This is a genomic window from Odoribacter splanchnicus DSM 20712 (assembly GCF_000190535.1).
In the GTDB taxonomy this organism is placed as follows: domain Bacteria; phylum Bacteroidota; class Bacteroidia; order Bacteroidales; family Marinifilaceae; genus Odoribacter; species Odoribacter splanchnicus.
Genome location: NC_015160.1, coordinates 3,316,657 through 3,342,823, shown reverse-complemented (window position 1 = coordinate 3,342,823; position 26,167 = coordinate 3,316,657). Strand labels below are relative to the sequence as shown.

Here is a 26,167-nt window from a genome sequence, read left to right as displayed (position 1 = left end):
ATTAAAATTGGGTAGACAAAAGCAAATTGAAATGGAGTGTCCACCCATTTCAAAAACATCAAACACATATTTATCAATTATTTAACTAAACATTATTTCTCTATTTGTCCACCACAATGTCCGAAACCGATATTCAAAAAAAAATAGATTTCACCTTACCTTTGTCAGGTTACAAACCATTCTACGGATACAACAAAAATTTAGTTATCGAACGATCATAATCATAGGAGTTGTCGGTTGACCCTCCCAAGTCGTAAACCGACCAAAAAACGAACCTTTCGTTTTCTGCAGAGCATAAAATTACAGGGATATTCTCACCAAGCTTTTTTTTCTCTTTGTAATTATTTATTATGACTCTGCAGTTTTTATTTCTTTATATTAAATATTCATTGTTATCTTTGTGTTCAAACCTATAATTCATCACACATGAGAACTTTTATATTCACATTCATTTGTTTTCTGATCGTATCGATCGGCAAAGCAGAAGAAGCACGTTTAATCCGCTTTCCCCATATCAACGGTAAACAGATCGTTTTTTCGTATGCCGGCGATTTATACACGGTAAGCGATCAAGGAGGAACAGCCCGCAAATTAACTTCGGATATCGGATACGAAATGTTTCCACGTATTTCACCGGATGGAAAATACATTGCATTCACCGGGCAATACGACGGAAATACAGAAGTATTTGTGATCCCTTCGGCAGGTGGTATTCCCCGGCGTCTGACCTATACCGCAACCCTGAACCGGGATGATTTAGGCGACCGGATGGGCCCTAACAACATCGTCATCGGCTGGACCCCGGACAGCAAACATATCCTGTTCCGCACCCGGCAATTCACTTTCAACGACTTTACCGGACAATTAATGACTGTTCCCGCCGAGGGAGGAGAAGCTGTCGAAATCCCCCTCAAAAACGGAGGCTTCGCATCTTATTCCCCGGATGGGAAAAAACTGGCTTACAATTATGTATTCAGAGAATTCCGTACCTGGAAAAGATATCAGGGAGGTATGGCCGACGACATTCGGATTTATGATTTCGACACACACCAATCACAGAAAATAACAGACGAAATCCGCCAGGATATCATTCCCATGTGGTCCGCAGACGGGAATAAAATATACTTCATTTCCGACCGGGACGACATCATGAATCTCTATGTTTATAACTTATCGGATAAGACTACCCGCCAATTAACCTTCAACAAAGACTACGACATCAAATTCCCAGCCCTGGGAGGAGATCAGATCGTATATGAACAAGGCGGTATCCTCTATAAATTCGACACCCGGACCGAAAAGGCTTCCCCGATTCCTGTCGAGATCGATAACGACCAAAATTGGGCGCGACCGGAATGGAAGGATGTCAGCGGACAAATCAGCAGAATGGACGTTGCCCCCAACGGAGAACGGGTTGTCGTCGCCGCCCGGGGAGATATTTTCACCCTACCGGCAAAATCCGGTATTACCTATAATCTGACCAATTCCTCAAATGCCAACGACCGCAATCCGCAATGGTCGCCGGATGGAAAATGGATCGCCTATATCTCGGACAAAAACGGAGAATTCAATATCTGGCTGAGAGATGCTTTTACCGGAGAAGAAAAAATGCTGACGAAAGATTTGAAAACCTATATCTTCGATCTGAAATGGGCTCCCGATTCCCGCTCCATTCTTTGGAGTGAAAAAAAGAATACCCTTAATCTGACTCAGGTAAGCGATGGGAAAACCGAAGTTATCGCCAGTTCCGGTGTCGGACCGATCAACTCGTTCAACTGGTCACAAGATAGCCGGTATATCACCTACATCCAACCGGAAAAAGAGATGGATAACATCATCATTTATGACCGGAATAGCAAAGAAAAACATCAAATGACCGACGGTTGGTATAATGTCAGTTCACCGAATTTCAGTAAAGACGGTAAATACCTGGTTTTCGTATCTGCCCGTACCTTCAACCCGACCTACAGTAGTACGGAATGGAACCATGTGTACAACAATATGAATAAAATATACATTTTGCCTCTTACCCAAGATGCCACCATTCCCTTTGCTCCGGAAAACGACAATCCGAAAGCTCCCCAACAAACACCGCCCACCAGGGAGACCAAGAAATCCGAAGCAACGAAAGAGCATCCGAAAAATGAATACGACTATACGAATATCGCCAACCGGATTATCGAACTACCAGTCTCAGCAGGAAATTACCACGATCTGCATATGATCGGTAATCAGGTTTATTTCAACCGTTATGGTAATACCAGTATATATAACCTGAAAGACCGGAAGGAAACAGATCTGAATAGCCGGATCATTTTCGGTCCGGGTTATGAAAAAGCAATTGCACAATCAGGCAGGGCTTTTCAGGTTATCGACATCCCTAGTGCCCCGGTAAGTGTAAATCACCCGATTTCTACTTCGGACCTGAAAAAATACATCGACTATCATCAGGAATGGATGCAAATCTACAATGAAAGTTGGCGGCAAATGCGAGATTTCTTCTACGCTAAAAATATGCATGGAGTAGATTGGCAAGGAGTGTATGAAAAATACAAAGTCCTGATTCCTCATGTCAATCACCGGACAGACCTCACTTATGTCATCGGAGAAATGATCGGAGAACTGAGTGTCGGCCATGCTTATTCTGCCAACGGTGAACATCCGACACCCGCAAGAATCCCGATGGGCTTGTTAGGCGCCCGTTTCAAAAAAGATCCTTCGGGTTATTTTAAAGTGACCAAAATCATAGAAGGAGCCAACTGGAACGAAGCGACCCGTTCGCCCCTGACTATGCCCGGCGTGGAGGTAAAAGAAGGTCATTACATTTTGGCCATCAACGGCAAATCGCTGAAAGAAACCGAGAATCTCTTTAGCGAACTGATCGGCAAAGCTGGCAAAACGGTAGAACTCACAGTGAATACCCGGCCTGAAACAGCAGGAGCCCGCCAGGTATTAGTAACCCCACTCAGCGACGAATCGCAACTTTATTATTACAATTGGGTACAAAATAACATCAGGAAAGTGAGTGAAGCCACCAACGGAGAAGTAGGTTACATCCATATTCCGGACATGGGTGTCGACGGGCTGAACGAATTCGTCAAGCATTATTACCCGCAATTGGGTAAAAAAGCCCTGATCATCGACGATCGGGGCAATGGCGGTGGAAATGTATCTCCGATGATTACCGAGCGCCTGATGCGTACCCCTCATTTTTATACGATGCATACCAACCAGACTTCGGGTTCGGTAAGTCCGGTAGGCACTTTCCTCGGACCGAAAGTGTTATTGGTAAACGAATACTCGGCATCCGACGGAGACCTGTTCCCCTATCGTTTTAAATTCAATAAACTGGGTACGGTCATCGGCCACCGGACATGGGGAGGAGTAGTCGGTTACAGCGGCACCATTCCGGTAGTCGACGGAGGTTCTATCGTCACCCCCTCCTATGCTCCTTTTGCAGCTGACGGTAGCGGCTTTATCATCGAAGGTCACGGGGTAGATCCGGATATTCTGTTGGAAAACGATCCTTACCTGGAGTTCAACGGCGAAGACCAACAATTGAACAAAGCCATCGAAGTGATCCTGGAAAAACTGAAAACCGAAAAGAAAGAAGTCCCGGCAATACCGGAATTTCCCGTAAAATAAAACATCGGATTTCAAATTAAAATATCTCCTGCAGATGTTCTATTTATCCTCCTCAAATACAGAACTCTGCAGGAGATTTTTGTACCTATTCGTCTCCGGTGTTATCATTGCATGGCAAGCTAAACCGGAGCTGAAAACCATAAATTTCAATGAAAGAAGGTTTCCTGATCTCTTATATTAGAATCAGATTTAAAATCAATTTCTTACAGAAAACTATTCCGAGCGGGTAACTCAGCTATCCATACATCCGGTTAGGTTTAAAGTACCCCCTTCATAAATAATTGCTAATTTTGAGCCGACAGAACTTATTGACATGTCCCAGGACATCGAAATTCTCCAGTTTCTTTTTGCCGTCAAAACTTATTTTTAATCGTTTTTTCACCCACAGCTTCAGGTAAGAGCCTGAGGAAGACAGTTCTTTGCCATATAGTAAATAAGTCAACTGCCCTTTACTGAAGCGCGTGGGCAGTTCCAACCAGTAATCGCCAAACGTCAGTTTCGGCACACGGAACGAAAGCTTTGTTTTTCATCAATATCGACCTGATAAGTCGGAAGTCTTTCTTCTAATTCATATTTTAGCATTAAGTCCGGGTATGCGGACTTATAACCATATAAAACAGCAGCTTCATCATCTACATAAAAAATATCGGGACTTAAATCATTGAATTTATATTTAATAACAGGATTTCCATCATAATCGAAAGACTCCAGAATATCACTATTTTCTTTGGCATCTTTATTTCTGCATCCCCGGTATAGAGCATAGAATCTTTTCTTTCCGGCAACTATATCTACATAATGATATTTATTTTCTGTAAAATCGTCTGTTAATTTTTGAGGGCGGTAATCCCCGATCAATCGCTTTTTCAGTTTCAAAGTACTGACATCATAAATATCGATCTGCTTTTTATAATGATAAGCGACAATAATCACCGAATCATTGGCAGCCATCACCCCATCTCCATCGGACAAATAGGAATTTACCCTATTTTTAGATCCAATTTTCAATTCCCCCATATTTTTCCCATTTTTCAAATCGTATAATTTTACCAAAGGCTGTGTAGGCATTAAACTATATACACATATAGAATCCCGGATCAAATGCATAAAATTAAAAGTTTCGTATTTATCCAAATGATAATCTTGCTTTACAGTAATATGTGCATTAGAATCTACTGAAAAACAACGAATCAATCTAACGTCGGAATATCCCCATATATAAACATCATTTCCCGGAGCTTCTACAAACATAGGCAAGATAAACTCACCGGGACCTTTTCCTTTTATCCCAAAACTTTTACAGTACTGCAAATCAGGTAAAGCATACAAATAAACCATAGAATCCGATCGGGTACTGATCATGAACAAATAATTCCCTTTCTTTATCATAAAATCGGCCAAAAGAATCTCGTCGATCTTAACCGATATCATTTCTAAATTCTTCTCATTTGTAAAAGAATAAAACTCTTTATGCGTACAAGCTATGGCCAGCACCACACCCAAAAACAGACAAAACAGATTTCTCATAGAGATACAAATAAATGAGGGGGTGATCAAAAAAATTTGACACCCCTTAAAATCAACGAGGACAATAATCTTTATCAGCAACCTCCCGGGCCAATACAGCATCACAACTTCCACAATAAGTGTAATGAGCAGGCCTACCAGCCCCATTCATCGAAACAGTCCTCCAACAAGTGATCCCACTTCCAGATTCCCCACGAGCTAATGCCTCCATATTAGCAAAAGCTAAAAAGTCAGCAGTATGCTCATTCACACTCTAATTACTTCCAATAATACCAATTCCCATAATTAACACTGAAACACAAATAACATTAGTCTTCTTTTCATTTAATAAAATTTATAATTAATAAAACAAAGATAATAAATTCAAAAAGAAAAATCAAATCAAAATTTTCATAAGTAGTCTTCGAATTTATCTTCAGTCCAACTTTCCAATCGCTTTCAGGTATTGGGATACACTCAGGTGTAACAAGGCTTTCGCATCGATCCACTGGCTCCAGGTTTCTTGCCACTGTGCCTGTGCTTCCAGCAAGGCAGTGAGGTTTTCCATACCCACCTGATACTGGTCATTGCTGATTTTCAGGTTTTCCTTTGCCTGCGACAGGGCATTCCGGGCCATCTCTACCCGTTTTTGGGCATCTGTAACAGAAAACCGGGCGGAAGTAATTTGCAGACGCATCAAATCCGTTGTTTTTTCAAGATTCAGACGGCTGATTTCTTCCTCCATCCGGGCGGATCTTACTTTATTTTTCCCTTCTCCCCAATGGAATACGGGAATTTTCACTGCTGCCATAGCCGAGAAAGTAGCACTTGCCTCATCATCTCCATTCAATTGCAATCCTCCTCCATAGCCATAACCGGCGGTCACTCCGATCTGAGGTAAAAAATCAGCCCGTGTCAAATCGACTTGTTTTTTCCTGAGGTCTACTTCCTGAGCCAACATCGTATAATCGGGGCGCTGTTCCACAGAAGTATCCAAAGCCCAGATGCGAGGATCTATCTTATCTGTCAAAGAATCTTGCAGGTGTAATTCCGTTTGCAGATTGAGGCCGACCAACCGGCATAGATTCATGCTCGCCAACACCTGTCCGTTCTGTGCTTTCTGCAACATCAAGCCAGCCTCATTGTAGCGGACCTGGGCTTTCAGTACATCGTTGGGTGTAGCCATTCCGACCACCTGAGCATCCCGCAGGTTTTGCAGGAGTTCTTTCACGACCTGTCTGTACTTCTCGGCAGCGGACACCTGCTCGCCGACTCTCAACAGTTGCCAATAAGCTTCGTCTGTCGCTACCACGATTTCAGAACGGCTCAACCGGATATTCTCGACAGCGATGTCCTCTCCCAATTGTGCCATCCGATGTGCAGCCCGGACTTTACCTCCCAGATAGACCGGTTGTTCGAGCTGAGCCCCAGCCATATAAACCCCTCTCAACTTCAATTGTAAACGGATATCCGGTAAAAAAGCATATTCATTGAAAACCGGATTGCCATCACTTCCAATCACCGGTTTCTGGGTTGCGGGATCGATCATTACATTCGGTTCCAATTGCCCATTCTCTCCCGGTTTATAAGTGGGAAGATATCCTCCTTTCAATTTATAATTATATTTTTTCTGATTATAAAATCCGACTCCGACAGCAGACAATTTAGGCAAATAATCCGCCCGGTAGGATTTGGTATCGAACATAGCCTTCCGGTGTTGCCGGTCGGCGATTTCCATCTCCTTACTATTGCGAATAGCCATTTCCCGGCATAACTGTAAATCCAGCTCCACCTGAGCCGATAAAACTCCAGGAAAAAAGATCAAAATCATTAAAAGTGCCTTCATATTACCTCCAATTGATTCGTATTTGTTGTTGTTGCTGTTGTTCTTCTTCTCCGTGTTTAGCAGGACGGATACGGAAAAATAAAGAATATAATATCGGTAAAATCACCAGAGTAATGATTGTTCCGATAAACAGTCCTCCCATAATCGTAACCGCCAAAGCCCCGAACATATCGTCGTTCACCAAAGGGATCATTCCCAAAATAGTCGTCATCGCCGCCAGGAATACCGGACGTAAACGGGAGGTAGAAGCATCTACCAAAGCCAGAAAAGGATCTTTCCCGGAACGGATTTGAATATCGACTTCATCTACCAAAACTACCCCATTCTTAATCATCATGCCGACCAATCCCAAGGCCCCGACAATCGCCACAAAACCAAATTCTTTACCGGCGATCAGCATTCCGGCCACCACTCCCGTAATGGCCAACGGTAAACACAACAAGATCATCAGTGGCTTACGGAAATCTTTAAACAGAGCGATCAATATAGCCAATATGAGCACGATAGCGATCGGTACATTTTTAAACAAATAAAACTGTGACTGCGTACTTGCCAGGTATTCGCCTTGCCAGGCTGTAGTATAACCAGGAGGAATATCCAATGCCTCGATTTTCGGAAGCAAGCTATTTCTGGCTGCGGTAGTCGTATATCCGGGAGCGTTATTACATTGTACAGCAATAGAACGCTGTCCGTTATAACGACGTACGACCGGTACTTCCCAGCCGACTTCCACTCCACTACTAGCCTGGTTGAGCGGTACTGAACCGATCAATCGTTTTAATACATCATCGGTACCGATCATTCCGGTCATCAACTCTTTCACTGTACCGAGGCCTATTCCATTCGTCGAAGGAACCATACTCCAAACCGGGACATTACCGATCTGCCCGGGTCGTTGTCCCTGATCGTTCACACTTTTCAGATAGATCGGTAAAGGATGTTCGCCCTCATAATAAGAACCGATCGGCAAGCCGTCGGTAGCAGCCAGTACGGCCAACCCGACATCTTCCCGGCTCAGGTTTACATCCCGGGCAGTCTGCTGTTGATAATCCACCCGCATCGCCGGAGTCTCCGGGCCCCAATTATTGGTTACCAGCATTACCGATGAATCTGCCCGCATGATCCCTTCAACCTGTGCACAGAGTGATTTTAATACTGCCGGATCGGGACCTGAAATCATAAACTGAATCGGGAAATCCATATACATCAGGTTGTACTGTTTCATCCGCACATATGCCTGCGGATAATGAGAAGAAAGATAAGCCTGCAATTCATTCAAATGTTCCTTCAGAGCCGCCGGCGAAGTAAAATCAACGATCAGTTCCCCATAACTTAAAGCGGGCTCGGCCACCGTACGGACCAGATTATAACGCGAGGGAGTTCCACCCAAACTTGTGGTTACGGCGGTGATTTCAGGCCGACTCATCAAATATTTTTCCATACTGGCCAAATCTTTTTCGACAGTCTCAGGATTGGTACCGAAAGGCATTTTATATTCGATATACAATTGATTATAACTCAAGTCGGGAAAAAATCCCTGTTTTATAAACCGATAACCGTAAACACTAAAAACCAGTAAAATCACAGTAGCTACAATCCAGATCCAACGATAGTGGATGGCAAAACGGAGAAGTCGCTGATATTGCCGGTAAATTCTGCCATTGAACGGATTATCGGGTTCTCCCGGTTCGACCACTTTGGGTTTAAAAGCCCGGTCGGCCTGGATCGGAACATAAGCCAGCGCCAATATCCAGCTCAGCCATAGCGATACAGCCAATACGATAAAAAGGTCACGGACATATTCGCCGGTTGTATCGGGCGACATATAGATCGGTAAAAAAGTCAGGATACCGATCGTAGTAGCCCCCAACAATGCCCAAGCCGTTTTCTTCGTGATATTGACCAAAGCATCCGGCTTGGGAATCCCCCGTTTCATATCCACCATAATCCCGTCGGTAATAACGATGGCATTATCGACCAGCATTCCCATAGCTACAATAAACGATGCCAGGGATACCCTTTGTAAAGTGCCGTGCATCATATGTAAAATCACAAAAGAACCCAAAACAACTACCACCAATCCGATCCCGATTATATAACCACTACGGAATCCCATGGCTAACATCACCACGATGATCACAATCAATACAGATTCGATCAGGTTGACCATAAATACACTGATCGCATCTTTTACCCGGGTAGGCTGAAAAAATACTTTCTCGAAATTTATACCGGCAGGAATGATATTTTGCTTCAGTTCGTCCAATTTTTGATCGATTACTTTTCCCAACTGGATGATATTTCCCCCTTTTTGCATCGCTATCGATATAGCGATAGCCGGCAGCGTATCATATTTCAATCCCTCTTGCTGAGGCTGAACGTACCCTTTGGTAATATCGGCCACGTCTCCCAAACGGATATCGTCTTCTTCGTGTCCCCGGATCAGGAGATTACGGATATCTTCAATTCCATTGAAATCGCCGTCTATTCCTACGCGTACTCTTTTTTCCCCACTGTTATAGTAACCGGAATAGACCGTTGCATTTTGTCCGCGGAGGGTGAGGATGATCTCGGCAGGATGAACCCCCAAATTGGCCATTTTCGATTCCTGAATATCGATATCGATACAGGCCGGCCGTTCTCCATATATGTCGACACTGCTCACCCCGTCGATATCCAGCACAGTACGTCTTACCAACTGGGCATAGTCCATCATTTTCTGATAATCGAAGCCATCCGATGTCATTGCATAAAACATCCCGTATACATCGCCGAAATCGTCCATGACCGTCGAAGGCTGGGCACCGGCCGGTAACTGAGCTTGTACGTTCGCCACTTTACGGCGCAGGATATCCCAATTCTGCTGTAATTCTGCTAATGGTACCGTACTGCTCAATTCGACCAGAATAAGTGAGATATCGTCCATAGAACGCGATTCTACATGATCCAGGTCTCCCATAGAACGGATCGATTTCTCGAGTACATCGGTCACCTCCAATTCCACCTGCCAGGCAGATGCACCGGGGAAAGTAGTTACGACCATAGCTTGTTTCACCGTAATGGCCGGGTCTTCTAATTTACTCATGGTAAAGAAGGAATAAATTCCTCCGACTACCAATACAAAAACAAAAAAATAAACCAGCGCCTTATTTTTTAAAGCATATTCTGTAAAGTTCATAATTTAAGATTTTCCTATTTAGTCCTATACCGGTCTGAAAGCCCGACATTCCTATTTACATTACAACAGCCCTCCAACATTCGAAGCCGGGACGGGAGGTAAAAGTTTTACTTTCTGCCCTTCCTTCAAATCATTGACACCGGCAGAAATCACCGTTTGCCCTTTCCTCAAAGCAGATCTCACAATTGCTTCTCCATCTTTTGTCAGGCGTTCTACGGCGACACTCACCGGTTCGATCGTTTCGTCCTGCTCATTATACAACCAGACAAACGACTGTCCGTCTTTCATAAACAAGGCCGAGACAGGAACAATACTCATCGCTTCTGAAGAGGGCTTAAATCCGATTGTAACGGAGACACTCATACCTGGCGCCAGAACCGGATTCCGTTTTAAACGGAAACGAGCTGTAAACAACTGGTTGTAATTTGCCCCCTGAGTGATGTCGAGCAGTTCCAAAGGCAGAATCGAATCGGGACAAACATCGGCATTCGCGTGGAAAGTCATAAAATCCTCACGCCGGATAAAATCTCCGGAAGGGATATTGACGTCCACTTCAAAATAATCGTTATCGATCATCGATACCACCGGAGTACCCTGATTCACAATCTCAGGAGCGTTGAAGTACTTATTTTGTACATAACCATCGAAGGGAGCTTTCAAACGGGTATCGTTCAATGCATTCCGGTGTGCATTATATAAAGCGGTCACCCTTTTACGTGCAGCGACAGCTTTATCGTACTCATTCACCGAAACACTTCCACGGCGATACAACTCTATAATCCGGTCTGCTTCGCCTTTCACCTGGGTATATTCGGCCTGAGTAGCATTAAATTGAATCTGATAATCCCGGGGATCCAATTCGGCCAATAATTGTCCTTTTTTCACATATTGTCCTTCGTTTACATAAATTTTACGGATAGGTCCGGCTACCCGGAAGGCCAGTTTCACATTCGATGCAGCCTGAATTTTTCCAGGATAAGTGACAGAAGTCATCCCATCATGTCCATTCACGGGAGCTGTCTTTACTAATTGCGGAATATCTACCTGAACCTGCTTATTCCGACAAGATCCTAAAATCCCTATCGATGCTGCTATGCAACCCCATACCAGCCATTTCATCTTCATAATTCTATTCCTACTTTTTCTCATCGTATCTGACATTTATTTATTATATACTGAATATTAAAGTCTTAATATATACTTACGACATCGAATATATGTTTCACGAAGTAGGTGGAATTTGAAAACTAATTTTATTTCTTTCCCATCGGTAAGTTAAAAAAACAAAAACTGTTCAAATCTCTTAATTTTCAGATCTCATTTTTCACAAAAGTTTCTCATAACTGGCCAACTTTCGTATATTTGTGAACTAAAAGAGAAAAAAAGCATTAACAGTATCTCATACTGATCTAAACAACTATGCCCGAAAAAAAGAAACAGGAACTGAAGGACAGAGCTCCTATAGTTGCTGCTTATCTGCGGGTGAGCACAGATAAGCAAACCATTCTGAATCAGAAAAGCGAGGTAATTAATTTCTGCCATCGGCAAGAACTGAAAATTACCATGTGGTGTACAGAAACCGTGAGTGGAACAAAAAAAGAAAGTGAGAGAGAATTAGGAATACTGCTCAAAAAACTGCAAAAAGGTGATGTCTTGATAATTACCGAAGTTTCCCGGCTAAGCCGGAAAATGATGAATATCATGAACATTATTCATCAATCGATTGAAAAAGGGATCACCATTCACAGTATTAAGGAAGGATATAAATTCGATTCTTCTATCAACAGTCAGGTACTCGCTTTCGCTTTTGGTCTATGTGCTGAAATCGAACGTACGTTGATTTCTCAGCGTACACGCGAAGCTCTGGCACGCCGCAGAGCCCAAGGAATAAAGTTAGGACGTCCCAAAGGCAGTCTGCGGGCCGGTAAGTTATTCGAACATGAACAAGAAATCAAAGATTTAAGGACCGAAGGTTTCTCGTTTCAGAAAATTGCAATGCGCTATAAAGTCTCTCCGGAAACGGTACGGCTGTTTTACCTGCGTACGTTATTGAAAAAACCGAAAAAAACACCGGAAGAAGAAATCCAGGAGCAAAATCCTATAGAAAAACCGGAGACTTAGTCGCTAAGTCTTCCGGTAGATTTCAAATAATAGGTTTCATTCACACGAAGTTCAGCCTTAGCCTCTATCCAATCACTCCAAGCCTTCTGCCATTGTGCCTGTGCTTCCATGTAATTGGTAAGGGTCTCCATTCCTACTTCAAAACGATTCTTACTCACCTGCAGGTTTTCTTCGGCCTGAGAAAGTGACCGTCGTGTGAGCCGAACCCGGGTAGCAGCATCTTCGACATTATAGCGGGCCCGGGCCACTTCGAGCTGCATCATCTGCTCGGTTTCTTCTTTTTTCAAACGCACCATCTCTTCTTCGGCTTTCATGGCTTTGACTTTATTACGTCCTTCTCCCCAATGATAAATAGGTATTTTCAACGAAGCCAAAGCTGCAAAAGAAGCGATACCGTCCGATTTGCCGTTTAACGTAATCCCGTCACTATATCCATACGAAGCAGAGACTCCCAATTGAGGCAAAAAATCCGAACGCGTCAAGGCTACTTCTTTTTCTTTCAGTTCGATTTGCCGTTCCAACATATTGTATTCGGGACGGCCGGTGATATTATCCCCTTCTTCCCACAGGCCGGAAACGATACCTTCTCCGAGGCTATCCCTGACCGTCAGCTCACTCATCAGATCAACCCCGACAATCCGGCAAAGATTCATTCCCGACAAAGCCAGACCGTTCTGTGCCTTTTGTACCATCAATTCCGCCTCATTTTGTTTAACCTGCGCTTTCAGCAGATCGTTCTGTGCGGCCATCCCCGTCCGATAAGCATCTTCCAGATTACGCACCAATTCTTTCACAACTTCGAGGTATTTTCCGGCAGCTTTGACCTGTTCACAGACTTTCAGATATTGCCAATAAGCCGCATCTGCTTCGGCAAGTACTTCCGCCTGATTATATTTCACATTCAGGTCTGCAATTTCTTTACCTATCGAAGCCATGCGAAAAGCAGAACGCACTTTCCCCCCCATATAAAGAGGCTGTTCCAACATCACTCCTACCGTGTAAGCATTTTCAATACCCAAAGCCAGGTCGATATCCGGCATAAATGCATATTGTTTGAACAGGGGTATCCCATCGGCTCCCAATACAGGTTTGCCTTCGGGCATATACAAACTATTCAGCGGCACTGCCTGTCCGACATCGTTCACATCGTATACCGGCAGATACCCCCCGTCGATATCGAATTTCATCTTCTTGTGTACATAGGCATATAAACCTGTAGCCGAAAGTTTAGGTAGGAAATTAGCCCGGTAAGCTTTTTTGTCAAAACCGGCTTTTTGACCTTGTTGTTCTGCCGATTGCAATTTTTTACTATTTTCTACCGCCATTTTCCGGCATTTCTGTAAATCGAGCTCGACTATCTGAGCCGGACAAACTCCGGAAAAGAATAAAACTGTCAGGATTAATAGCGTTGTTTTCATCATTCGTCGATCATTCATTAGCCAATTGTTCATTATCGCTTTTATGCAAAGCTCCGACCTTATCTTCTTTTTCGATGGGAAAGAATAAAGCATACAATACAGGTATAAACACCAAAGTGATCACCGTACCTACCAGCAATCCGCCCATTATAGTGACCGCCAGAGAACCGAACAAGTCGTCGCCCAGCAAAGGAATCATCCCCAGGATAGTCGTTAAAGAAGCCATCATTACCGGCCGGAAACGCGAAGACGACGAATCCAGTAAAGCCACTAACCTCCCTTTGCCGGAAGCAATCTGCAAAGTGATCTCATCCAGCAATACCACTCCATTTTTAATCATCATACCTATCAATCCCAAGGCCCCCACAATAGCGACAAAACCGAAATCTTTTCCACTGATCAGCATCCCGAAGACAATGCCGATAGCTGCCAGCGGCAAACAAAGGAAAATAATCGTAGGTTTACGGAAATCTTTAAACAGCATGATCAAAATAACAATTATCATAACAATAGCCCAGGGCACATTTTTAAAAAGATACCGCATGGCTTCGCTACTCGCTTTGTGTTCGCCCAGCCATTGTTTCGTATATCCCTCAGGCAAGGTGATCGTATCGACAAGCGGGATCAACTTGCCCCGTACACTCTCGGCGGTATATCCCTGCGCATTGTTACAACGTGCTTTTATGGCCCGTTGTCCATTATACCTCCAAACGACAGGATCTTCCCACTCGATTTTCACTCCCCGGGTAGCCTGTGACAACGGAGTAGAACCGACCACTTCCGACAAAAGGTCTTCTTTCTTGACAGTTCCCATCAAAAGCCCTTTTATCGTCTCGCCATCCAAACCGGTAAGCGAAGGCAGGACGCTCCAAACCGGAATATTTTCCAGCGCAGCAGTTTCTTCTCCTTCATTATCTACGCTTTTGATATAAATAGGCATAGCTGTGGTTCCTTCGTAGTAAGAGCCTACAGGTAATCCATCGGTAGCCGAGAGCAGAGATAAGCCGACATCCGTACGGGATAAACCGGCTTGCCGGGCGATCGGCTGGTAATAATCGACCATCAATACCGGCGCTTCGGGCTCCCAGTTATTCGTTACCAAAGTAGCCGTCGGTTCATCGTTCATGATCTGTTCAGCCTGAGCCGACAAGCTCTTCAATACAGCCGGATCGGGTCCGCAAAACATCAACTCGACCGGGAAATCCTCATACATCAGATTATAACGCTTGATCCGCACATAAGCATCCGGATAATGTTCTGTGAGATATTGCTGTAGCCCGGGAATCGAACTTTTCAGGGCATCGGCATCCGTATAGTCGACGATCAATTCACCGTACGACATCGCCGGCAAAGCAATCGAGCGGACCAGATTGTAGCGCGAAGGCGTACCGCCGAAACTCGAAGTCACATGTGTAATATCCGGGCGGGAAAGTAAATAAGCCTCGATTTCTGCAATATCTCCCTGGACGGCTTCCAAAGTCCCCCCTTCAGGCACTTTATATTCGATATACAACTGGGTGTAACTCAAATCCGGGAAGAATCCCTGCGGAATATATTGGAAACACCAGGCACTCAAAGCCAATAAGATGACAACCGCTCCTACAGCAAATTTCTTATGATAGAGCATATAGGTCAGGAATTTCCTGAACCACCGATACATCCCGCTATCGTATAATTGTTCCTCACTCAAATGCTCATTTTTCACTTTTAAGGAATAATCGGCATGGATCGGAATCTGTGTCAGAGCCAAAATCCAGCTCAATAATAACGACACCGCCAGAACGATAAACAAATCCCGCACATATTCCCCCACCGTATCGGGCGACATAAAAATCGGGAAGAAAGCCAGTATGGCGATCAAAGTAGCTCCCAACAGGGGCATAGCTGTCTTTTTAGCAATATTGGTCAAAGCGGCAGGCTTAGGGATACCCCGTTTTAAATCCACCAGGATTCCGTCGACAATCACAATCGCATTATCCACCAGCATCCCCATCGCAACGATCAAAGCCGCCAGGGAAACCCGCTGTAAAGTTCCATCGAGTAAATATAGAATCACGAAAGCCCCCAAAACGATAATGACCAGACCGGTACCGATAATCACACCGCTCCGGAATCCCATCGTCAGCATCAATACCAGAATCACCACCAGCACCGACTCCACCAGATTGATCATAAAAGTACCGATAGCCTCCCTCACCCGATCGGGTTGGAAAAATACCTTTTGAAAATCGATGCCGACAGGTATACGGGAAGATTTCAATTGCTCTAAACGAGCATCCACCTTTTCGCCCAAAGTCACAATATTCCCTCCTTTTTCCATAGAGATCGATATCCCTAGTGCACGAACAGTATCATAACGCATCTCATTCCGGGAAGGATCCTGATATCCCCGTGTGACCGAAGCCACATCCCGCAATCGCAGCTGATCGTTTTCATGTCCCTGAATCAACAGGTTTTCGATATCACGGATCGATTCGTAACTATCGTCTACGCCTATCCTCAATCTACTCTTTCCCGTCTTGAAATATCCCGAATAAACCGTTTTATTCTGGTTGTTCAAGGTAGCTAAAATCTCGGCGGGATGTACACCCAGATTAGCCATTTTGTCCTGTATGATATCTATATTGATACAAGGTTTTCGGTCGCCATAAATATCCACCCGTCTCACTCCCGGTATATCCTGTAACTCACGCTTCACCAGATTGGCATACTCAACCATTTCTTCGTCGGCGATGCCATCGGTAGTCATGGCATAGAACATGCCGTATACATCCCCGAAATCATCTTTTACCACAGGAGTCACGCATCCGTCGGGCAGTTGTGAAGCTGCATTCGTCACCCGCCGCCGTAAGATATCCCACTTTTGTTCCAATTCGGCAGGGGGAACCGTACTCTCCAACTCGACCGTAATAATAGACAGATCAGCCATCGATTTCGACTCCACACTGGCAATATCTCCCATCGCCCGGATTTCTTTCTCGAGCACATCCGTTACTTCCAATTCCACTTTATGAGCCGAAGCTCCGGGATAGACAGTCACGACCAGAGCTTGTTTTACCTTGATCTCCGGATCTTCCAGTTTACTCATAGAGACAAACGAAAAGATTCCGCCAACAACAAGCACTGCAATCAGAAATTTGACCAGTGCCCTATTATTCAATGCATATTCAGCAAGATTCATTCCAATCAGAATTAATAAAAGACAACAGTTTCAGGCCGGATCGACCGTTTACAGCAAACCACCGATATTCGTATCGGCAACAGGCTTCAACCTCTCGACTTCCATACCCTCTTTCAGTTTATGTACACCGGCAGTGACTACGATTTCACCACTTTGCAGGCCTTCGTCCAAAACCACTCTGCCTTCTTTCAATATTTGCCGGATTTTAACCTGTCTTTGAGTCACTTTTTTATCCGCCGGCCGATACACCCATACCGACGATTTTTCCTTGTCCTGAAAAATAGCACTCAATGGAACCACTGTCAAATTGTCGCCTCCCGCTTCATAATCGATCGTTACATTCACACTCATACCTGCCGCCAAAGGAATAGCAGGATCAGGAGTCAACCGCAAACGCATCTGATAAAGCTGATTCAGATTAGCCTTTTTCGTCACATCGATCAATTCCAACGGAAAAACCCGATCCGGAAAGACATCGGCAACTGCCGTAAACCGGTTAAAAAGGTGACGACGGACATAATCGCTGGAAGGCACATCGATTTCTACCTCGAAATAACGGGTATCGATCATCGATATAACCGGCATTCCGGCAGCCACCGTTTCGTCGGTATCGAAATATTTCTTCTGGATATACCCATCGAAAGGAGCGACAAGCCGGGTATCTTTCAAAGCATTTTTATGCGCATTATATTTAGAGGTGATTTGCTGCAAACCATACACCGCTTTATCGTAATCATTTTCAGGTACACTTTTACGGTTATACAGTTCTATCACCCGTTCAGCCTCGGATTTAATCTGTTTGTATTCGGCTTCGGTAGCTTTATACTGCAATTCATAATCCCGCGGGTCGATCTCTGCAATCACTTCTCCTTTACGCACAAAACTACCCACCTGCACCGGAATCCGGATGATCGGTCCGGCTACCCGAAATGCCAGATCTACGTCGGCCGCAGCCTTAACACGCCCCGGATAGGTCACTTGTAATTCGTTCTCATAATTTTTTACTGTCTCGGTCTTCACCATCAAGACCTGCTTTTCATTGGTTTCCGACGAACGACAAGCAGAAAATCCAAGGATAATTCCCACCACAGGGAATAAATAATGTCTGATCATAGTACACACCTATTAATTATTCGTTTACGAACGTACTTTACGACTTTTAACAATTTCTCTATAATACAATAAACATGCCAAAATAAAATAAATAATCGCTAAAATCCAGAGATTTAGATACTCCGGCAACACCTCTCCAAGGGTAGCCCCCATATTGTTCATTTTTACGAACCCGTCGATTCCGGGAGTAGAAGGAAAAATTTTCGACAGGGCGATCCAATAACCGGCAATCCCCTCCTTCGGCCACGAAATACCCGAAATAAACATGAGCGGCACCGAGGTAAAGACAAACAATAAAAAAGGCTGTTCCCGCTCCCTACTTAAAAAAGAAGCTGTAATAGCAAAAAAGACACAAGCCAACAAAAAGGGGAACAGGAATAACATCAATTCCGATTTAGCGCCGATTTGAGTTAAACTAAAGATCCGGGGTACAATAAAGAACACCCAAAATCCCATCACAAAATAAACCGGCATATAAACACAGGCTTTACCGATGACAATGCACCAGGGTTTGCAGTAATGTTTATCGACGGGCACCAGGCTATGGCGTGGATTCCTGTCGCGGGCTGTTCCGGCAATCGTTCCCACTCCCAACAATAAAGATTGTTGGATCACCAGGATCAATACTGCCGGGATGATAAAAGAAGCAAAACCACTTTGAGGATTAAACATTTTGACTTCCGAAATCTCTACCGGCGAGGCGGTTATTTCTTGCTGAATGCGGGAAGCATAAGGTAAATTTTCTACCTGTATTTCTTTCCCCAGGGTGATAGCCACATCGCTTGTCGCCTGAAGTAAAGCTTTATAATTGAGTAAAGCCCCCATATCGCAAAACAAAGCGACATGGGCCTGTTCTCCCCGATTTATATCTTTACTGAAATCCGCCGGAATCTCTAAAATACCGTATATTTCTTTCTGCCACATGAAAAGCTGCGCTTCTCCGAGATCGTTACAGTGGGCTACGACTTTCACATTCGGAGAAGCTTCCCACATCCGCAAAAATTCACGGCTTAAAGGAGACTTGGACTGATCGATGACAGCAACGGGCACCTGTCTTACAACCTCATTACTATAAATAAAAGTATAAATCAGGGGATAGCCTAAACACAGAAAAATAAAGAAAGTAAGTACTGCATGGTCCCGAAAAACCAGGTAAAACTCTCTCCGAAATATAAAATAGATATCTTTCATCATAACCTCCCATTAGGGTAAATAACGATTTTCCTGTAAATCCAATTTCAATTTAGGCAAAGTCAGTAACGGCAACAGAACGAACAATACCAAAGCCAGATAAGGTTTCCAGGAGTAGGCCATAGGAATACCGTTCAAAGCCTGATCGACATAGAGCAGATAGTAATGCCTCATCGGAAATAAATCAGACATCAACTGCATCAGCTGAGGCATAGCCGGAACCGGGAAAGTAAAACCACTGACAGAGAATGACAAAACTCCCCAAAGCCCGCAAAAACTGAGGGCGATCCGATTGCGCCGTGCAATACCGGTAACAAAAATAGCAAACCCCTGAGCAGCCAGTACCAACAGCAACATAGCTAAAAACATGGGAAAAAATCCACTATTCAAAGGAAAATGTAAATAACCGTACAATATAGAAAGATACAGTAAGCCGGTAGTGACAAAGATCAGCGTTTGAGGCAATAGCTTTCCCAGCAAAGCCAATACAATAGAATCATTGCTTCGACGCAACCAATCGGCTGCCGTTTTTTCTTTAGTCTCCTGACTGATGCTATAAGTGGCGGTAAACATGGCAAACATAAAAACGAAAGCAGGCATTAAAATACTTGCCAGATAGATGGCATAGCTGATCCAGGGATTATTCAAGGGAAACGTATCCACTGTAATCGGTGACAGCCTGGCTTTCAATAGCGGTCCTCCCCCGCCTTTTGCCAACAATACGGTCTGTTGTACAGCCCCGTTTGCCAAAGCGGCCTGCAAGCGCATATTTTTATAGACCAATGAGCCCGGTAGCAGATAAGTCTCATTTGTATAAAATGAAATTTCAGGTCTTTTACCGACAGACACCTCCTGTCTGAAATTCGCCGGTATATGGAAAATACCGTAGATCCGGCTTGTTTGCATCGCCTCCCGGGCTTCTTTAAAGCTAGCCGTCCGCATCACCACTTCGGTTTGGGCCATCGCATCCAAAGAACGCACCAATTGCCGTGACAAGGATGTATTATCCTCATCCACCACGGCTATCGGCAATTTCATTGGTAACCCCTGTTTCAACAAATCGGCAAAAAAGATAAAACAAAATGCCGGAGCTAAAATCAGAATAAACCAATAAATCCGCCGGGAAGCCAGACGTCTGAATTCCCGTTTCATTAAAGCCGATAACAAACCGAGCGTACTCATAATTTTTTCAAAACACTCATTCCCGGACGCAGTCCATCTACTTTGTCCACCGGTTTTGCCTTTACCCGGAAAGTTTTTATATCATACTGCCCTGTCGTTTTGGTAGCCCGCCAGGCAGCGTAACTTCCCATATCCTTCAGATAAGTGACTTTCAATTCCACTTCGCGATTATCCAAAGCAGGCACAAAAGCTTTAAATGTTTCTCCTACCCTGAAATCGTTCAGCTGGTCTTCACGCACATTAAAAGATACCCACATGTCCGATAAATCCAAAATATCCATCACCGGTGCCCCTGTACCGACCAATTCTCCGACCTTCGGATACCGCTCGGAAATTTCTCCGTCTATCGGAGAGATCAAATAAGTCTCTTTGACATAAGCCTCCACTTCTGCGACAGCCCCTTTCGCCCGGTTCAGTTGAGCCTCTGCAGCTTGTTTATCTTCTCTTTGTGCACCATTGCGTGCCATCTCGTATTGGGCTTTAGCAGCCTGTTCGGTAGCCATCATAGCTTTGTAATTAGCTTCGGCCTCATCTTTCTTCTGGGCCGGCACAACCTCACTCTCATAAAGTTTCAGGATCCGGTCGTATGTTTTTTTCGCTACCTCGGCAGCGGCTTTTGCTTTTTGCCAGGTTTGGTAAGTCATTACGATCTGTTCGGAGCGGGTACCTCTTTCAGCCTTTTCGTTCAGAGCCTGGGCAGCAGCCTCCGCCGCTTCGGCCTGACTATATTTGGCCAGCACCTCAGGACTATCCAGGATAGCCACCGTATCCCCCCGGCTCACCTGTTCTCCTTCATTAAAACGGAATATTTCGATCCGCCCCGGCACTTTTCCGGAAATACGTACTTCCGTTGCCTCAGCCTCTCCCTGAATATACTCAGGTTTCGGCTCCCAAAACAGAAAACCGAAAATTGCCACCAAAAGCACCAAAACAATGATTCCGGTAAAAGTCACCAATTTTCCATTCATCTTTTCCATACTATCTTTTCGTTTATAATTTCTATTCTTTGCCTAATATACCATACGCTTTTTGCAAATACACTTCACACAATTTCATTTCTATCTGTGTATCGATCAAATCGGCATGAGCAGCCAACCAAGCCGTTTGGGCTTCCAACACATTGGATACCGGGATCGTCCCTTCCTGAAATCCCAGGTTGGCATACTTCAAATTCTCATCGGCCTTCACCTGATTTTTTTCAGCCACTTCCATCTTCCGGGCAGCTTCTTTGACCTTCAACCGGGCCTGGCTTACCTGTAACTCTATCTTTTCGCGGGCTTCCTGTAATTTAAAATTCATCAGACTGGTCTCCGCCCTGGCACTACGCACCGTTTTCCGGGAAGCCCCCCAATGGAATATAGGTGCTTTAACGCCGATACCGACACTCCACATCCCGTCGAATCCGGTACTTATCCCATCGAAGAAAGAAGGGGTCATGGCAAAATAATTAGCCATAAAAGCCACTGTCGGCAGATAAGCCGAACGGGCAATCTTTTCTTTCTTCCGGTAAATATCCGTTGCCAGCGTCAGGCTACTGATCTCCGGACGGTTATCATATACCTGCTCGATATTCAACCACTTCGGTTCGGCCTGAGGCAAAACATTCAATAATTCTTCTTGCAGGGTATAAACCGAATCTACAGCTAATCCACAGATTTGGTTCAGATTCATACGAGCCAGACTCAAACCGTCCTCCACCCGCAACAGAGCCATCTCTGCCTGGTTCAGTTTTACCTTCACCGAGAGCATATCCGCCTTAGTCGATACGCCGGTTCGGTACATCACTTCGATATCATGTTCGAATTTCTGTAAAGTCTCGACAAATTTAACGGCTAATTTCTGTCGGTTGACCAGAGATACGATTTGCCAATAAGCTTCGTCGGTTTCCTGGATAATATTTTGCAATTCCTGTTCTCTCCCGCTCTCGGCCAATTTCTCGGACAACCCTGCCAGTTGGTTATAGGCTCTGATCTTACCCCCCATATAAATCGGTTGTGTCAGTCCTACCTGCAAAAGAGCCATATTTCTATCATCCACGGTCATCGCCTCTTTGGGCAACAGAGCATAATCTTTAGGGACATATTGGCCGTTATTCATCACAGGTTTTCCGTCTGCTCCGATCATAATCTGATCTTTACCGAGCGTCCATTTACCGTCTTGTCCGATCGTACCGACAGGCAAATGGGCATCTTCGGATAATAAATTGATCTCTTTCTGATTGTGCATATAAGTCCCCATCGCATCCAAAGCAGGCAAATATTTGGTAAAAGCCTCTTCTTTTTTAGCTTTTGCTGCGTTTATCTGCTCATCGGCCATTTTCAACTTTTTGTTATTTTCCAGAGCCAACAGCCTGCACTCTTCCAAGCTCATCACTTTTTGCCCATATACACCGGCAATCGTTCCTAACATTAATATTCCACAAATCAACTTCTTCATATGATCGGTTATTGAATAATAAATTCTATCTATTATAACGTAATTTGTTTTATACTTTTCGGTATGTATTTCAATAAAAAAATTATTCTCCGACAGCCAGAGAATAAAGTTGTTCATATTGTGATCTCACCGCCGACAATGCATAAGATATATCCTGATGCATGATCAGATAGTTTATCACACCGACGCTAATATTCAGCAAATTCTTTGCCAAAATAGAGGTATCCACATCATTTCTCAATTCTCCGGCCCGTTTGGCATTCAATATCAACTGTTCCAACTTAGAAAGTCGCAACATTTTCGAAGCCAAAACCACTTTTTTAAATTCGGGGAATAGGGCGATCACTTCCACGATCAACGAAAGGCAAAGAATTTCAGGAATTTCACTACTGAATGTCCGTGCTGAATAATTATGTATCCCGGTCAATTTTTGAATAGTGAGGTCGACATATTCCCGCAATGTCGAAATATGCCCGAATTCTTCGGTTCTTTTTGAGTTCAGCAAGGCATAATAAGAATACAATCCCTCCTTCAGTACTTCTTCTTTATTGGTGAAATGATAATAAAAAGTACCGCGGGTAATTTTCGCAGCCCGTTCTATATCACTCAGCCGCACAGCCTTAAACCCTTTTTTCAAGAAGAGCAGAAAAGCGGTTTCTATGATTTGCCGACGGGTATTATTCATTTTTTTATCAATAAATAATATTGTTCAAACTGCATACGCATATCCGAAAACATAAAGTGCAAATTATCGGTACCCAACTCGATATTCAACATACTGGTCGACACCGACATCAGGTTACGCGCCAATACCGAGGTATCGAGCGAACCTTTGATCTCTCCCTGCTGTTTCGCCTTCAAGATCATATATTCCCAACGGGACAAACGATCTTTAGACAACTCGTCAATCCATTTACGATATTCCGGAAAGAGAGGGGCTACTTCCAAAACCAACTGAAAAAAAGCGATATCTATAATAAAAAAGTCGAACATCTGTTGTAATTGTTCAGCTCTTCGTTCTTTCCGGGCCACTACGATATCTATATAGGCCTTCAATGAACCGACTTCCAAAAACTCTTCTTCGCTTATCTCACTGACTACGGACAAATACTTTTCGATACCGGCTTTCAGTATTTCTTCTTTATTCCGAAAATAATAATAAAACGCACCTTTCGTCAAACCGGTAGCTTTCTCCAAATCTTTCAGCGAACAAGCTTTATATCCTCTGTTCAGAAATTGGAAAAAAGATTTATTCACTATTTCATCTTTCAAATCCGGCATATTTTTATACTTTTCGGTATGCAAAAATAGTAAATAATTAACAAAATTACAACAATAAATATCAGGATTAATATTTATTTTCAAAATCGACCGATTGAAGGTTCAACTACGGAATGTAGTTTATAAAAAAATTCGAAGCGGTTTTTCTGAATGGTACAAGCCGTCGTGTTTATCTGCTTGGGATTATACAGGTAGTTACGAAGATTCGGTATACGTTGTACAACAATTATTTACCGACAGAACCATTGGATACGGACAATAATCCGTTCCCTACAACGCGATAGCCTCATCTAAGGTTATTTCTTCCTCTTCGAGCACATCTTTTCCGCGTTTCAACAGATAATCAAAAGTTACCATGACCCTTTCTCCGGGTAGAAGCTGTAACAAACGGGCGGGTTTGATATTTTTGATATTTTCCAGTTTCTCTGCAAATTTTTCTTCAGCCAAACGGTCGTTTTCGGCCCGGGTTTCTTCAGAGAAACTAACTTCACCTACAAATCCCTGTTGTTGCAAAGAATCCAATAAAATAGTATTCATCTCGACAACACTTCCTTTGTCATTTGTCACAGTAGCTTTCAGCCCGGCCACATCGAACGAGTAGCTGGAATCCACATCATCTTCACTACACCCCACACAAAATAGCATCGCTCCCCATACGATCAGTATATACTTCAAGTTCATATTATTTTGATTTTCCGCTGCAAAGATATAGAAATAATTCAGAGGCAAAAAATCCGGTATTCACAAAGGTATCTATTTCCCGGAATTAATCCGGTCTACAATAACTGCAATAGCCCCGTCACCGGTAACATTAGTCGCCGTACCGAAACTATCCATAGCAATATAAAGTGCGATCATCAATCCCTGGGCAGTTTCATCGAATCCCAACATCGACTGTAACAATCCCAAGGCTGCCATAATAGCACCTCCCGGCACACCCGGTGCTGCCACCATAGCAATCCCGAGCATCATAATAAATCCGGCGAATTGGGCAAAATTTATTTCCATACCACTCATCAACATGATGGCCATCGAACAAGCGACGATTTTCATGGTACTCCCCGACAGATGAATCGTAGCACACAACGGGATAACGAAACCGGCCAAGTCAGGACGTACGCCATTCCGTATCGTTTGCTCCAGGGTTACAGGAATCGTTGCCGCCGAAGATTGGGTGCCTAAAGCAGTCATATAAGCAGGTAACATATTGCGGAACAAACGGAGGGGATTCTTTTTACCGACCATACCGGCGATAAAAAACTGAATAAACAACAAGACTACGGTCATCACAAAAATAACGACAATAATCTTCAGAAATACATTCATCACTCCGGCAACCTGCCCGGAATTGGTCATATTCAGGAAAATACCGAAAATATAGAGAGGTAAAACAGGGATAATCACGGCAGTAATCACCTGATTGATAATGTCTTTAAAATCATCCATAACCGACTTCAACCGGTTGCCGTCGATCACCGACATTCCTAAACCTAACGTAAAAGCCAATATCAGAGCCGACATAACTCCCATGACAGCAGGCATTTCAACAGTGAAATACGGTTGTAAGGCAACGGTATTATCCGCCACAGCCGACAGCTTATCGGAGGTATTTAACAACCAGGGATAAGAAAGATCACAGGTAAAATAAGTAAAAAAGCCTGAAAACAAAGTAAAACCATAAGCCAGCAAAGCGGTTATCAGCAGCAAACGTCCGGCTCCTTTCCCCAGATCGGCGATTCCGGGAGCCACCAAGCCTAATATCAATAACGGAATAATAAAATTCAGGAAATTACCGAACAAAGAATTAACAGTCAAAAAAATCCGGACAATCCAACCGGGAAAGAAAAGTCCGCACACAATACCTAAAGCAATAGCAATAATAATACGAGGCAATAGACCTAATTTCATCTTTTTCATAGACAATCATTTTCTAATATTAGTATTTACCCACAATAATTCAAACGTTTCCGAAACCACAATGTTACAACAAAAAAATGAGTCTGTAAAGTTTAAGAACTTTATTAAGGAGGTGCGGAATGACAATAAACGGCACAATTACTGTTACGAGA

At 43.8% G+C, this 26,167-nt stretch carries 18 protein-coding genes; 2 read left to right on the top strand and 16 right to left on the bottom strand.

Features of this window, described 5'->3' with window-relative positions:
- The first annotated feature begins 426 nt into the window (after positions 1-426).
- Complete coding sequence (locus tag ODOSP_RS14080; RefSeq protein WP_013612973.1) at positions 427-3,645, top strand: S41 family peptidase; 3,219 nt, start codon at positions 427-429, stop codon at positions 3,643-3,645.
- Between the two features lie 492 nt (positions 3,646-4,137).
- Here ODOSP_RS14080 and ODOSP_RS14070 read toward each other — a convergent pair whose 3' ends face one another.
- The 5 genes from ODOSP_RS14070 to ODOSP_RS14055 all read right to left on the bottom strand — a co-directional run bounded on the left by ODOSP_RS14070 (position 4,138) and on the right by ODOSP_RS14055 (position 11,324).
- A complete protein-coding gene (locus tag ODOSP_RS14070; protein WP_118102568.1) occupies positions 4,138-5,172 on the bottom strand; it encodes a BF3164 family lipoprotein in 1,035 nt (344 codons plus the stop codon).
- A 52-nt stretch (positions 5,173-5,224) separates the two neighbouring features.
- Positions 5,225-5,383, bottom strand: coding sequence for a hypothetical protein (locus ODOSP_RS19965; RefSeq protein WP_157741852.1), 159 nt, complete (start codon positions 5,381-5,383; stop codon positions 5,225-5,227).
- A gap of 204 nt (positions 5,384-5,587) precedes the next feature.
- On the bottom strand, positions 5,588-6,997 hold the full coding sequence (locus tag ODOSP_RS14065; protein WP_013612970.1) for a TolC family protein: 1,410 nt from the start codon (positions 6,995-6,997) through the stop codon (positions 5,588-5,590).
- A gap of 1 nt (position 6,998) precedes the next feature.
- Positions 6,999-10,175 carry an efflux RND transporter permease subunit gene (locus ODOSP_RS14060; RefSeq protein ID WP_013612969.1) on the bottom strand — a complete coding sequence of 1,059 codons (3,177 nt, stop codon included), beginning with the start codon at positions 10,173-10,175 and terminating at the stop codon, positions 6,999-7,001.
- Between the two features lie 60 nt (positions 10,176-10,235).
- The gene (locus tag ODOSP_RS14055; RefSeq protein WP_013612968.1) at positions 10,236-11,324 is read right to left on the bottom strand and encodes an efflux RND transporter periplasmic adaptor subunit; all 1,089 of its coding nucleotides are present in this window, start codon (positions 11,322-11,324) and stop codon (positions 10,236-10,238) included.
- Between the two features lie 270 nt (positions 11,325-11,594).
- On the opposite strand from ODOSP_RS14055, the gene ODOSP_RS14050 reads away from it, so the two are divergent.
- The gene (locus ODOSP_RS14050) at positions 11,595-12,296 is read left to right on the top strand and encodes a recombinase family protein (RefSeq protein ID WP_013612967.1); all 702 of its coding nucleotides are present in this window, start codon (positions 11,595-11,597) and stop codon (positions 12,294-12,296) included.
- On the opposite strand, the gene ODOSP_RS14045 is transcribed toward ODOSP_RS14050, so the two are convergent.
- From ODOSP_RS14045 to ODOSP_RS13995, 11 genes are all read right to left on the bottom strand, one after another.
- Positions 12,293-13,717: a TolC family protein gene (locus tag ODOSP_RS14045; RefSeq protein WP_228026214.1), complete on the bottom strand. Its 1,425-nt coding sequence runs from the start codon at positions 13,715-13,717 to the stop codon at positions 12,293-12,295. The two genes, ODOSP_RS14050 and ODOSP_RS14045, sit on opposite strands and share 4 nt — an antisense overlap.
- Positions 13,718-13,724: 7 nt before the next feature.
- The gene (locus ODOSP_RS14040; RefSeq protein WP_013612965.1) at positions 13,725-16,895 is read right to left on the bottom strand and encodes an efflux RND transporter permease subunit; all 3,171 of its coding nucleotides are present in this window, start codon (positions 16,893-16,895) and stop codon (positions 13,725-13,727) included.
- A gap of 48 nt (positions 16,896-16,943) precedes the next feature.
- Positions 16,944-18,008, bottom strand: coding sequence for an efflux RND transporter periplasmic adaptor subunit (locus ODOSP_RS14035; RefSeq protein ID WP_013612964.1), 1,065 nt, complete (start codon positions 18,006-18,008; stop codon positions 16,944-16,946).
- Between the two features lie 24 nt (positions 18,009-18,032).
- On the bottom strand, positions 18,033-19,202 hold the full coding sequence (locus ODOSP_RS14030; RefSeq protein WP_118108263.1) for an ABC transporter permease: 1,170 nt from the start codon (positions 19,200-19,202) through the stop codon (positions 18,033-18,035).
- A gap of 9 nt (positions 19,203-19,211) precedes the next feature.
- Positions 19,212-20,381 (bottom strand): ABC transporter permease, encoded by a 1,170-nt coding sequence (locus tag ODOSP_RS14025; RefSeq protein ID WP_013612962.1) that lies wholly within the window; start codon positions 20,379-20,381, stop codon positions 19,212-19,214.
- On the bottom strand, positions 20,378-21,358 hold the full coding sequence (locus tag ODOSP_RS14020) for an HlyD family secretion protein (protein ID WP_013612961.1): 981 nt from the start codon (positions 21,356-21,358) through the stop codon (positions 20,378-20,380). The genes ODOSP_RS14025 and ODOSP_RS14020 overlap by 4 nt, the downstream gene beginning before the upstream one ends.
- Positions 21,359-21,380: 22 nt before the next feature.
- A complete protein-coding gene (locus tag ODOSP_RS14015; RefSeq protein ID WP_013612960.1) occupies positions 21,381-22,817 on the bottom strand; it encodes a TolC family protein in 1,437 nt (478 codons plus the stop codon).
- Positions 22,818-22,899: 82 nt separating this feature from the next.
- A complete protein-coding gene (locus ODOSP_RS14010) occupies positions 22,900-23,502 on the bottom strand; it encodes a TetR/AcrR family transcriptional regulator (protein ID WP_013612959.1) in 603 nt (200 codons plus the stop codon).
- Positions 23,499-24,098 (bottom strand): TetR/AcrR family transcriptional regulator, encoded by a 600-nt coding sequence (locus ODOSP_RS14005; protein WP_041556879.1) that lies wholly within the window; start codon positions 24,096-24,098, stop codon positions 23,499-23,501. The genes ODOSP_RS14010 and ODOSP_RS14005 overlap by 4 nt, the downstream gene beginning before the upstream one ends.
- Positions 24,099-24,368: 270 nt before the next feature.
- Positions 24,369-24,779 carry a hypothetical protein gene (locus ODOSP_RS14000; RefSeq protein WP_013612957.1) on the bottom strand — a complete coding sequence of 137 codons (411 nt, stop codon included), beginning with the start codon at positions 24,777-24,779 and terminating at the stop codon, positions 24,369-24,371.
- 72 nt (positions 24,780-24,851) lie between these two features.
- Complete coding sequence (locus ODOSP_RS13995) at positions 24,852-26,015, bottom strand: dicarboxylate/amino acid:cation symporter (RefSeq protein WP_013612956.1); 1,164 nt, start codon at positions 26,013-26,015, stop codon at positions 24,852-24,854.
- Positions 26,016-26,167 lie beyond the last annotated feature (152 nt).

Excerpts from the sequence above, each read along its gene's own strand:
- ODOSP_RS14030 (WP_118108263.1), bottom strand. The coding sequence starts at position 19,202 with ATGATGAAAGATATCTATTTTATATTTCGGAGAGAGTTTTACCTGGTT.
- ODOSP_RS14070 (WP_118102568.1), bottom strand. The coding sequence starts at position 5,172 with ATGAGAAATCTGTTTTGTCTGTTTTTGGGTGTGGTGCTGGCCATAGCT.
- ODOSP_RS14035 (WP_013612964.1), bottom strand. The coding sequence starts at position 18,008 with ATGATCAGACATTATTTATTCCCTGTGGTGGGAATTATCCTTGGATTT.
- ODOSP_RS14025 (WP_013612962.1), bottom strand. The coding sequence starts at position 20,381 with ATGAGTACGCTCGGTTTGTTATCGGCTTTAATGAAACGGGAATTCAGA.
- ODOSP_RS14010 (WP_013612959.1), bottom strand. The coding sequence starts at position 23,502 with ATGAATAATACCCGTCGGCAAATCATAGAAACCGCTTTTCTGCTCTTC.
- ODOSP_RS14050 (WP_013612967.1), top strand. The coding sequence starts at position 11,595 with ATGCCCGAAAAAAAGAAACAGGAACTGAAGGACAGAGCTCCTATAGTT.
- ODOSP_RS14060 (WP_013612969.1), bottom strand. The coding sequence starts at position 10,175 with ATGAACTTTACAGAATATGCTTTAAAAAATAAGGCGCTGGTTTATTTT.
- ODOSP_RS14045 (WP_228026214.1), bottom strand. The coding sequence starts at position 13,717 with ATGATGAAAACAACGCTATTAATCCTGACAGTTTTATTCTTTTCCGGA.
- ODOSP_RS14020 (WP_013612961.1), bottom strand. The coding sequence starts at position 21,358 with ATGGAAAAGATGAATGGAAAATTGGTGACTTTTACCGGAATCATTGTT.
- ODOSP_RS14000 (WP_013612957.1), bottom strand. The coding sequence starts at position 24,779 with ATGAACTTGAAGTATATACTGATCGTATGGGGAGCGATGCTATTTTGT.
- ODOSP_RS14055 (WP_013612968.1), bottom strand. The coding sequence starts at position 11,324 with ATGAGAAAAAGTAGGAATAGAATTATGAAGATGAAATGGCTGGTATGG.
- ODOSP_RS14040 (WP_013612965.1), bottom strand. The coding sequence starts at position 16,895 with ATGAATCTTGCTGAATATGCATTGAATAATAGGGCACTGGTCAAATTT.
- ODOSP_RS14065 (WP_013612970.1), bottom strand. The coding sequence starts at position 6,997 with ATGAAGGCACTTTTAATGATTTTGATCTTTTTTCCTGGAGTTTTATCG.
- ODOSP_RS19965 (WP_157741852.1), bottom strand. The coding sequence starts at position 5,383 with ATGGAGGCATTAGCTCGTGGGGAATCTGGAAGTGGGATCACTTGTTGG.
- ODOSP_RS14080 (WP_013612973.1), top strand. The coding sequence starts at position 427 with ATGAGAACTTTTATATTCACATTCATTTGTTTTCTGATCGTATCGATC.
- ODOSP_RS14005 (WP_041556879.1), bottom strand. The coding sequence starts at position 24,098 with ATGCCGGATTTGAAAGATGAAATAGTGAATAAATCTTTTTTCCAATTT.
- ODOSP_RS14015 (WP_013612960.1), bottom strand. The coding sequence starts at position 22,817 with ATGAAGAAGTTGATTTGTGGAATATTAATGTTAGGAACGATTGCCGGT.
- ODOSP_RS13995 (WP_013612956.1), bottom strand. The coding sequence starts at position 26,015 with ATGAAAAAGATGAAATTAGGTCTATTGCCTCGTATTATTATTGCTATT.